Origin of the sequence: Nocardia sp. NPDC060220 (assembly GCF_042727815.1) — a bacterium.
Lineage (GTDB): Bacteria > Actinomycetota > Actinomycetes > Mycobacteriales > Mycobacteriaceae > Nocardia.
In genome coordinates this window covers 1-9,273 of the sequence record NZ_JBHWZY010000203.1, presented here as the reverse complement: position 1 = coordinate 9,273, position 9,273 = coordinate 1, and the positions used below count along the sequence as shown (strand labels likewise).

The 9,273-nt window shown below is 66.6% G+C and carries 11 protein-coding genes; 1 reads left to right on the top strand and 10 read right to left on the bottom strand.

All coding sequences use genetic code 11. The features are described 5' to 3' along the window. From ACFWF3_RS13230 to ACFWF3_RS13200, 7 genes are all read right to left on the bottom strand, one after another. Window positions 1–864 (bottom strand): MFS transporter (locus tag ACFWF3_RS13230; protein WP_379313874.1); only part of this gene is annotated, 864 nt, incomplete at its 3' end. Between the two features lie 94 nt (window positions 865–958). Beyond that, a complete protein-coding gene (locus ACFWF3_RS13225) occupies window positions 959–1,246 on the bottom strand; it encodes a hypothetical protein (protein WP_378990031.1) in 288 nt (95 codons plus the stop codon). 24 nt (window positions 1,247–1,270) lie between these two features. Beyond that, a complete protein-coding gene (locus ACFWF3_RS13220) occupies window positions 1,271–1,573 on the bottom strand; it encodes a hypothetical protein (protein ID WP_378628955.1) in 303 nt (100 codons plus the stop codon). A 52-nt stretch (window positions 1,574–1,625) separates the two neighbouring features. After that, the gene (locus tag ACFWF3_RS13215; protein WP_379313873.1) at window positions 1,626–2,186 is read right to left on the bottom strand and encodes a DUF4334 domain-containing protein; all 561 of its coding nucleotides are present in this window, start codon (window positions 2,184–2,186) and stop codon (window positions 1,626–1,628) included. 15 nt (window positions 2,187–2,201) lie between these two features. After that, on the bottom strand, window positions 2,202–3,866 hold the full coding sequence (locus tag ACFWF3_RS13210; RefSeq protein ID WP_379313872.1) for a GMC oxidoreductase: 1,665 nt from the start codon (window positions 3,864–3,866) through the stop codon (window positions 2,202–2,204). Continuing rightward, window positions 3,863–5,311 carry a flavin-containing monooxygenase gene (locus ACFWF3_RS13205; RefSeq protein WP_379313871.1) on the bottom strand — a complete coding sequence of 483 codons (1,449 nt, stop codon included), beginning with the start codon at window positions 5,309–5,311 and terminating at the stop codon, window positions 3,863–3,865. The genes ACFWF3_RS13210 and ACFWF3_RS13205 overlap by 4 nt, the downstream gene beginning before the upstream one ends. Further along, the gene (locus tag ACFWF3_RS13200) at window positions 5,308–6,102 is read right to left on the bottom strand and encodes an alpha/beta fold hydrolase (protein ID WP_379313870.1); all 795 of its coding nucleotides are present in this window, start codon (window positions 6,100–6,102) and stop codon (window positions 5,308–5,310) included. Before ACFWF3_RS13200 ends, ACFWF3_RS13205 begins: the two co-directional genes overlap by 4 nt. A gap of 138 nt (window positions 6,103–6,240) precedes the next feature. On the opposite strand from ACFWF3_RS13200, the gene ACFWF3_RS13195 reads away from it, so the two are divergent. After that, on the top strand, window positions 6,241–6,900 hold the full coding sequence (locus ACFWF3_RS13195) for a TetR/AcrR family transcriptional regulator (RefSeq protein WP_379313869.1): 660 nt from the start codon (window positions 6,241–6,243) through the stop codon (window positions 6,898–6,900). 40 nt (window positions 6,901–6,940) lie between these two features. On the opposite strand, the gene ACFWF3_RS13190 is transcribed toward ACFWF3_RS13195, so the two are convergent. From ACFWF3_RS13190 to ACFWF3_RS13180, 3 genes are read right to left on the bottom strand one after another with little or no spacing between them, the layout of a single operon-like run. Beyond that, on the bottom strand, window positions 6,941–7,567 hold the full coding sequence (locus ACFWF3_RS13190; protein WP_379313868.1) for a TetR/AcrR family transcriptional regulator: 627 nt from the start codon (window positions 7,565–7,567) through the stop codon (window positions 6,941–6,943). Window positions 7,568–7,592: 25 nt separating this feature from the next. Then, complete coding sequence (locus ACFWF3_RS13185) at window positions 7,593–8,681, bottom strand: NAD(P)-dependent alcohol dehydrogenase (protein WP_379313867.1); 1,089 nt, start codon at window positions 8,679–8,681, stop codon at window positions 7,593–7,595. Then, window positions 8,681–9,151 carry a DUF4334 domain-containing protein gene (locus ACFWF3_RS13180; RefSeq protein ID WP_378990041.1) on the bottom strand — a complete coding sequence of 157 codons (471 nt, stop codon included), beginning with the start codon at window positions 9,149–9,151 and terminating at the stop codon, window positions 8,681–8,683. The genes ACFWF3_RS13185 and ACFWF3_RS13180 overlap by 1 nt, the downstream gene beginning before the upstream one ends. Window positions 9,152–9,273 lie beyond the last annotated feature (122 nt).

Genomic DNA, 9,273 nt, shown 5'->3' with positions numbered 1-9,273 from the left:
CCCCAGCCCCGGCCCGAACCGATCCACGAGCATCCCCGACAGCAACGACGGCAGATACATCCCCGCGACGTGCACCGCGATCACGAATCCGGCCGCGCCCACCCCGTGCCCGTGATGCTGCATATGGACCGGCGTCATCGTCATGACCGCGGCCATCACCAACTGCGTCACCACCATCACCGTCGTCCCGGCCACGATCGGCGCCGACCACCGTGTCGGAGCTTGCGTCACGACCACCTCGCCGGGCGGTTCGGCAATCGCGCGGGCAAGCACAAGCGGGTCCGGCCGCAACATCACCCACAGCACAACGGCCGCCAGCACATACGCCACCCCGGACAGCACGAACGGGCCGGACAGCGCCGGAATGCCCCAGTTCACAGCCATATTCGACATCGGCGTCGTCAGATTCGGCCCGACCACCGCACCGACCGTCGTCGCCACCAGCACCGTGCTGATCGCGCGTGCCCGATGCGCGGGCTGCGCCAGATCGGCGCCGGCGTATCGCGCTTGCAGACTCGTCGCGGTCCCCGCCCCGTACACGATCAGCGACACGAACAGCAGCGCCAAGCTCCCGGTCACCGCGGCCGCTACGACCCCGAAACTCCCCAGCGCACCGGTCAGATAGCCCAGGGTGAGGCCTGCCCGTCGACCCGCCCGCTGCGAAATCCGACCCACTCCGACCGCCGCCGCGGCCGACCCGACCGTGAACATCGCCGCGGGCAACCCCGCCAGCCCGGTCGATCCGAGCATGTCCTGCGCCAGCAACGCGCCGACGGTGATGCCGGCGGCAAGCCCCGCGCCACTGAAAATCTGCGCCGCGACCAACACGGCCAGCGTGCGCCGTTGCGCGGGATGCTCGCTCATGGCGTCATCATCGCGGCAGAGATGGACGCCGGTCCAGTCGTTCGGCGCAGAAAGGTCCAGTGACGACGAACCGGCCTCGTCGAGCAGCGTGAAGCTAGCGCAAGTACGGGCCCAGCTTGATATTCACCTCGGACCCGGCATCCTCGATCGAGGTGATCGGCCACACCCGGCCGGGCTGCACCGTGCCCGCGGCCGTGGCATAACCGACCACGTCGAGTGCCGCGACCCCGTCATCGTCCTGCAGAATGCCGGCTTCGGTGCGCACCCCATCGGAGAACACCACATCGAACTCGTCGGCCATACGATCGGCGCGCACCACCACACCGGGGAACAGATGCGAATAGTCGACGATGATCCGTCCCGGCTCAGCGCGTTCGTTCATCGACGTCCTTTCCGAGTTCTGACCTCAGTGACCACACGGATCGGTGAGGTGCAACCCCTCGCCGACCTTGATCCGGCGATGCTCGGCGAGCACGATCCCGACCCCGAACAGCAGACACACACCGCTGAGGATTCCGGCGATCACCGCCCATCCGACGAACCCGGAACCGGCGGCCGTCAAGGTGGCCGCGAGCATCACGATGCCGACTCCGACGAGGAACAGCCCCGGCCAATTGAGCGAGTCCTGAATCGACTCACCCGCGTGTGAGCGCGTCGTGCGCTCGGTGTCGGGAAACTTGTGTTGATGGGGATCGATGTAGTCAGTCATGGCACGGCCTCCTTCCGACGAGAGCTCTCCGTTTTCGGCGCGTACCCCCGATTCAATCGGGCAAACGGGCAGAATCACTCGACTTTTCCCGGACGAGCACGAAGAAATAAGGCTCGGGGAAATTGCGGTAGTCCATCAGGCCCAGCACGGTGTCGTCGTCGATCCGGCGGAACACATCGATGATCGGCAGATGGTCATAGACCATCGCCGTGGTGACCACCCCGCGGTGCTCTACCGCCCGCAACCGAGCCCGATAACCACGGGCGCGCAACGCCGGTTTCAGCACCCCGAGCAGCCCCCGACCCCGGTCCACGACCTTGCTCGGCACCTTCCCGACCAGGCCCAACGGCACCCGTTGCGGATCGACGGCGAAAATATCGCCCGCCGGACCGCGAAACAGCAGCGGATGCACACTCTCGAGACCGTCGAACTGCTTGCCATACCACCCCGACGCGACGAGCAAGCCGTCCATCGGGTGTCCGGTGCCCAGCTCGCGACCGCTCCATCGGCCGCTGAGCTGGGTCGCCGGCACCGGCGCGAGACTGTCGAACAGGTCCAGCGCGTCCTGTCGGGAACAGGCGGGTTCGAGCGCGGTAAGTCGGTCGATCGTCATGAAGATCCTCTCGCCTCAGGCGGGCAGTCGCAGCGCACCGGGCGCCGAAGCGGGCACAGCGGGCTGTTCAGGTGCCACCGGACTGATCCGCTGGTAGGCGGCCCCGAGATCCGGACGCGGATCCGGCTCACCCTTGTTCGGCCAGAACGCCATCGCACGCTCGGCCTGCGCGGTGATGGTCAGCGACGGGTTGACCCCGAGATTGGCGGTGATCGCGCTGCCGTCGGCGATGTGCAGACCGGGATAGCCGTAGACCCGCTGATACGGGTCGATCACGCCGGTCTCACGGGAGTCACCGATCGTGCAGCCACCGATATAGTGCGCGGTCGCGGGGATATTGAAGATATCGGTGGCGATATTGCCGGTGATGCCGTCGGACTCGGCGGCGTATCGGCGGGCGATGTCGTGCGCCATCGGAATCCACTCCGGGTTCGGCTCTCCGCTGCCCTGCTTGGTCACCAAACGCTTGCCCCTCAGGTAGGAGGTCAGCGAATTGTCCAGCGACTGCATCACCAGCAGGATCACCGACCGCTCCGAAGCACCGTGCGCATTCTGCGAACGCAGGAACTGCACCGGATGCAACACCATCGACAGCAACAACCGCAGGAACCGGAACGCACCACCGTCGATCATCGGCACGGTCTGCAAGAACAGCGCGTTCTGTCCCTTGCCGTAGGTGCACACCTCCACATGCGTCTGCGGTTCCGGGTGAATGGAGGACGTGATCGCCACGCCCTGGGCGAAATCACGCCGGGACTTACTGGTGACCCCGATGATCGCCTCGGAATTACTGCGGGTCAGCTCGCCGACCCGCGAGGACAACTCCGGCAACGTGCCGTCGCTGCGCAACTTGTGCAGCAACTTCTGGGTGCCCAGCGCCGCCGCCGCGAACACCACCTGCTGGGCGGTGAACGTGCGACGCTGCTTGCGCACCCAACCGTTGGACTGCACCGTCTCGACGCGATAACCACCCGCACCGTCGGGCGCCACCGACGTCACCGTGGTCAACGGATGCACCTGCGCGCCGTTGCTCTCGGCCAGGTGCAGGTAATTGAGCGTGGTGGTGTTCTTGGCATTGTGCTTGCAGCCGGTGAAGCACTCCGAGCAGTGGATACAGCCCGCCCGGCGCGGACCCGCACCACCGAAGTACGGATCATCGACCTCGACACCTTCAGAACCCTCGTTGAAGAACACACCCACATGGGTGCGATGGAAGGTATCGGCAACCTTCAGATCCCGCGCGACCTGCAACAGCACATCGTCCTTCGGACCGACCCGCGGATTCTCGACCACGCCCAGCATCCGCGAGGCCTGGTCGTAGTACGGCGCGAGCTCGGACTTCCAGTCGGTGATGTGCGCCCACGCACGATCGCGATAGAACTCCGGCAGCGGTTCGTAGAGCGTATTGCCGTAGATCAGCGACCCGCCGCCCACGCCCGAACCGCTGAAGACCAAGCATTTGCCCAGCGCGCTGATCCGCTGCGGCCCCGTCAGGCCGAGGCGCGGCGCCCAGATGGCCTTGGGAATGTTCCAGTTCGTCTTCGGAAAGTCCTCGGCATCCCAGCGCCTGCCGGATTCCAGAACTCCCACCCGGTAACCCTTTTCGGTCAGCCGCAGCGCTGTGACGCTGCCACCGAAGCCGGAACCGACGACGATCACGTCGTAGTCGTAGTCACTCATCGCGACACCACCTCATAGTCGGCGGGATCGAACCGCGCCTGTTTCTTGTATTGGATTCCCAGTAGTGGCCAGTTGGTCGTGATCCGGCCGTCGGCCTGGCGGTACCAGGACGAGCAGCGACTCCACACGCTGCCGCCGAGCTGCGCCTGGATCCGCTCGTCATAAGCCTGCTCCACCTCCGGACGCACCGTCAGCGCGCGACCGGACGCCGCGAGATGGGCGACATAGTCGCCGAGGTACTTCGCCTGCGCCTCGAGGAAGTAGATGATCGAGCCGCCACCGGTATTGGTGTTGGGCCCGTACATGATGAACAGGTTCGGAAACCGCGGCACGGTCATGCCGTAGTAGGCGTGCGCGCCGCTGTCCCACTCCTGCGTCAGCTCCCGGCCCTGCGCGCCCGTGATCGTCATCGGCGCCAGGAACTCGGTGCTGGTGAAGCCGGTCCCCCAGATGATCACATCCACCTCGTGATCCCGCCCGTCCGCGGTGCGCACACCCGAGGATGTGATCTCGGCGATCCGCTCGGTGGTCACCTCCACATTCGGTTCGGTGAGCGCCGGAAGATAGTTGTCGGAGAACAGAATTCGCTTACATCCGACCGGATAGTCCGGCCACACCTTCTCGAACAGGCCCGGCTCGGCCTTGGTCTGCCTGCGCATGTGCCACTTCGACACAGCCTTGATCGCGGCGGACAACGCTTTGGAGTACACCCAGGCGACGCTGAGCCCTTCGACGACGCCGTACCAGGTGCCACGTTCGGCGAGCTCGGTCACCGGCAACTTCTCGAACACCCGATGGTGGCGCGTCGAGAACTCGCGATCGGGGCGCGGGATGATGTAGGGCGCGGTTCGCTGGAACAGCGTCAGCTTCTCGACCTGCCGCTGGACCTCGGGGACGAACTGGATCGCACTCGCCCCGGTACCGATAACAGCCACGCGCTTGCCGGTCAGGTCCACGTCGTGATCCCACTCGGCGGAATGGAAACTGGTGCCACCGAAGCTGTCACGGCCCTCGATGGCAGGTACCGAAGGCCGGGAGAGCTGGCCCACGGCCGACACCAGCACATCGACTACCACGGTCTCTCCGCCGCCGAGCCGGACCGTCCACTTCCCGGTCGCGTCGTCGAACGCCGCACCGAGCACTTCGGTGCCGAACCGGATATGGCGGCGGACATCGTATTTCTCGGCGACGTGCCGGATGTAGTCGAGGATCGCCGGTTGCCGCGAGAACCGGTGCGGCCACCGTGGATTCGGCTCGAAGGAGTACGAGTAGAACGGGGACGGCACATCGCAGGCCGCACCGGGGTAGGTGTTCTCCCGCCAGACGCCGCCGACATCGTCGGCCTTCTCGAACACGACGATGTCGTCGAAGCCGCGCTTCTTCAGTGCGATGACAGCTGCCAGGCCACCGAACCCGCTACCGATCACTGCGATGGACGGGGTCATGAGGTCCCTTCGAGAACGAGGCGAGCACAGGTTTCGGGGTCGTCGCTGAACGGGAGGTGCCCGCAGCCTGGAAGGTCGACGTGCTGCGCGAACGGCAACACCACCCGCGCACGGGCGCTCTGGGTGCGGTGTACGAGCACGATGTCGCGGGTGCCCCACGCGATCGTCACCGGGATCTCGCCCAGCGAGCCACGGTCGTCGCCGGGGTCGAGCACATAGTTGCCGAAGTCGTCGCGAGCGGCGGCGAAGGACGTGGCCCCCGCCAGCCCGGCCAAATCGGTGCGAGCGGCATCGGGATCGACGCGAACCGGGCGGCCGAACATGGACGAGAGCAGGACCACGCGGCCGGCGGGATGCTCGACCAGCCGGTCCAGTGCCGGTCCGGCGACCCGAGCGGCGCCACGCATGCTGGTGAGCAGGCCCTGCGTCCACCGCCGTCCGACCGGCCCGTAGAAGCCGACCGGGGAGAACGCGGTGACCCCGGACGCGACCCCGGCCCGGCCCAGTTCGAGGGCGATACCACCGCCCATCGAACTCCCGACCACATGGGGGCGCCGAATGTCGTTGTCCGCCAACCACTGTGTGAGCCAGGTGGCATAGCCACGCGGACCCGGTCGCACAGTGTCCAGCGCGGGTGAGTCACCGAAGCCCGGTAGATCGATCGCGATGACCTCGTGCTGCTCGGCGAGCAGATCGATGATCGGTGCGAAAACCTGCCAGCGGCTGCCGAGACCGTGCACCAGCACGATCGGCGTACCACTGCCCCGGCGGAGGTGAGAGATCTGCGTCATCGCAGCCCTTCGTCAATAAACAGTTACTGCGTACGGTTTCTTGATTGCACCAGCTCCATCGGCCGTCGTCAAGAGGTGACGGCCGACACTTTTCACTGAATCTACCGAATCTTGTCGGCAGCACGTACGATTTCTCAGGTGACCGTGCAACCTCCACGCCGCCCCCCGGCCGAACGTCGGACATCCCCCCGCGCCAGAATCCTGGCCTGCACCGCCGAATGCCTGCTCGAACGCGGCTACGCCGCAACCACCGTGAGCGCGGTCCAGGAACGCGCCGGACTCGCCCGCGGCACCGTCCAGCACCACTTCCCCACCAGAGCCGAACTGCTCATCGCCGCCACCACCCAGGTCGTCGACACCCGGCTCGAGAAATTCCGGCGCGAAGCCGAACTCCTCGCGCCCGGCCGCGACCGCCTGCAATCGGTCGTCGACCTCGCCTGGCGCGACCTCAACAGCCCCGCCTTCTTCACCGCACTCGACCTGTGGGTCGCCGCACGCACCGACACCGAACTTCGCGACCAGCTCGTCATCGAAGAACGTCGCGTATTCACCGAAATGCGCAGGCTCTACCTGGAAGTGCTCGGCGAACCGTACGCCTCGGATCCGCGAGCCGAAGTCCTCGTCGAATTCACCATCGACCTGCTCACCGGGCTCTCGATGACCGCCATGCTCACCGGCACACTCGGCGAACGCGAGGCGGTACTGCGCCGATGGAAGCGCGCGCTCGCCGTACTCATCGGACAGCTACCCAGCGAGGAACTGCTCGACGGAAGTCCACTGCCGGCCGCGTTGCACTGACCGCGCTCGACGTCGCTCCCCATCCAGGGCGCGACAGGCCCTAGTCCCCCGTCGTCTCGACCCCGGACAACCCGTTCCAGCACAGCGAGACAACGGTATCGACCGCATCGCCCTTCGGAATCGGACGACCCGTGTCCAGCCACTGCCGCGCCGCGAGATGGCTGGCACCGACCACGCCGAACGCACACGCGTAGGCACGGACATCGTCCATCCCCGCCGCGCGCAGCTCAGCGCTCACCAGCACCGCGCACTCGCCCATGGCATTGCGCACCCGCCACCGCACACACGGTTCACTCGGCACCGGCGACTCGAAGACCAACGTGTGCCCGCCTGCGTCCTCGTCGACGAAGTCGAAATAGGCCAGCACCGCGCGACGCACCTTGTCCTCCTGACCGTTCGCATCGGCCAGCGCATCGCGAATGCCGTCGACCATCCGGTCCAGATACCCCTGCAACACCGACAGATACAGATCGAGCTTGCTCGCGTAGTGCGTGTACAGCACCGGCTTGCTCATCCCGGCCCGAACGCCGATGTCGTCCATGCTCGCACCGTGATACCCGTGGGCCACGAAGACCGCACGCGCGGCGTTGAGCACCATGAGCCGACGCTGGGTGCGGGCCGTTTCGGCGCTCTCGTCGGTCTGGATGTCATGGAAGAGAAGTGTCATGGCGCGTCCGGGGATTCGAGGGTGTTCACCATGTGAGCACCGGCTTGACCACAGTGCCCGCACGCTGATCGGCCAGCGCGGCGCCGACCTCGGCATGCGGATACCGGGCGATGAGTCGATCGGCCGGGAAACGACCGGCCGCGTACAGATCGAGCAGATGGGGAATGAAGGTGGCGGGCACGCTGTCGCCTTCGAGGCAGCCGCGAATCACCTTGCCGTGCAGCACGAGATCACCGACATCGATCGGCGGCGTACCGCGACCAAGACCCACCGCCACCACCGTCGCCCCCACCGCGAGCGCGGCGACGGCATCGGCGAGCACGGTGGCGATGCCGGTGGTGTCGAGCGCATGCGTCGCACCACCATCGGTGAGTTCACGGATGCGCGCTGCCGTCGGCCCGTCGGCAGGATCGAGTGCGGCGTCAGCTCCCAGTTCGACGGCCAGTTCCCGCCGCGCAGCCGATGTTTCGACGACGACCACGCGCACGTCCGGAACTGTCCGGGCTGCGAGTAGACCCGCCATCCCGACCGCGCCCGCCCCGTACACGGCAACCCACGCACCCGGCTCCGGCCGCAAAGCGTTGAGCACCGCACCCGCACCGGTCTGGAAACCGCAGCCGAACGGCGCCGCCACCGCGAGGTCGATCGCGGGGTCGACCACGACCGTGTTGTCCTCCGTGCTCAGCGCGTAACCGGCGAAACTCGACTGACCGAAGAATCCGTCGAGAATCGGGGACCCGTCGACCAGCGCCCGGGGCGTGGCGTGCGCGCGTCGCCCGAACTGGTTGAGCGTGGTCGCCCGATGACAGTACGCAGGCCGGCCGGCCACACAGTTGCGACAGACACCGCAGTGCCGAAAGGTCAGCACGACATGATCGCCGGGCCGCACTGTGCGCACATCGGAGCCGACCGCCGCGACGACACCCGCGCCCTCGTGGCCCAGCAGGATCGGCCGATCCGCGGCGCCCGCGCGACGGCTCACCAGGTCGGTGTGGCAGATACCGGCAGCGACGATCCGCACCAGGATCTCGCCCGCGCGCGGCTCGTCGACCTCGATCGGTTCGATCGAGAACTCCGCGCCCGGATCGCGCGACAGCACCGCCGTCGTGCGCATCAAGAGACCCGTTCCAGCAGGAAGTAGAAGTATTCGCCGTGCGCGAGAACCAGTTCGGGGCGCCCGTTCATGATGCCCATCAGGGTGGTGTCGTCGAGCCACTTGAAGTGGTCGAACACCGCGCGACCGTCGTAGACCATGGTCGCGGTGACCTCACCGCGGAACTCGATGTTCCACAGCGTCGCTTCGCCCTGTCCCAGTTCGACATTGGAGAACAGGGTGCCGTCCTCGGCCCGGCAGATCAGCGGCTTCGCGTCGTCGAGAGCGTGGAAGTTCTTCCCGTACCAGCGGCTCGCGGGCAGTGCGCGGCACAGGGGGTGACCGGTCTGAAAGGCGTCACCGCGCCACTCGCCGAGGATGTCCTCGGCGCGCGCCGGGCGTAGCCGGGTCCACAGCTGATCCAGCTCGGCGGTCGTCACACCGTCCGACTGCTCCTTGAGCTGCTGCCACCGTGGTTTGTCCGCGCTCATCAAGCCCTCGTCTCACAGAGTTCAGAACCATTCGGTTCACAGTGGACCATAGTTCCGAACCAGATGGTTCGGCAAGAGGTAGGATTCGGCGCATGCGTGCGGCAGGTCAGGCAACCAGGGAG

What these genes read in the sequence shown, in the direction of transcription:
- ACFWF3_RS13225 (WP_378990031.1), bottom strand. Translation starts at nt 1,246, where the DNA reads ATGAACGAACGCGCTGAGCCGGGACGGATCATCGTCGACTATTCGCAT.
- ACFWF3_RS13220 (WP_378628955.1), bottom strand. Translation starts at nt 1,573, where the DNA reads ATGACTGACTACATCGATCCCCATCAACACAAGTTTCCCGACACCGAG.
- ACFWF3_RS13215 (WP_379313873.1), bottom strand. Translation starts at nt 2,186, where the DNA reads ATGACGATCGACCGACTTACCGCGCTCGAACCCGCCTGTTCCCGACAG.
- ACFWF3_RS13210 (WP_379313872.1), bottom strand. Translation starts at nt 3,866, where the DNA reads ATGAGTGACTACGACTACGACGTGATCGTCGTCGGTTCCGGCTTCGGT.
- ACFWF3_RS13205 (WP_379313871.1), bottom strand. Translation starts at nt 5,311, where the DNA reads ATGACCCCGTCCATCGCAGTGATCGGTAGCGGGTTCGGTGGCCTGGCA.
- ACFWF3_RS13200 (WP_379313870.1), bottom strand. Translation starts at nt 6,102, where the DNA reads ATGACGCAGATCTCTCACCTCCGCCGGGGCAGTGGTACGCCGATCGTG.
- ACFWF3_RS13190 (WP_379313868.1), bottom strand. Translation starts at nt 7,567, where the DNA reads ATGACACTTCTCTTCCATGACATCCAGACCGACGAGAGCGCCGAAACG.
- ACFWF3_RS13185 (WP_379313867.1), bottom strand. Translation starts at nt 8,681, where the DNA reads ATGCGCACGACGGCGGTGCTGTCGCGCGATCCGGGCGCGGAGTTCTCG.
- ACFWF3_RS13180 (WP_378990041.1), bottom strand. Translation starts at nt 9,151, where the DNA reads ATGAGCGCGGACAAACCACGGTGGCAGCAGCTCAAGGAGCAGTCGGAC.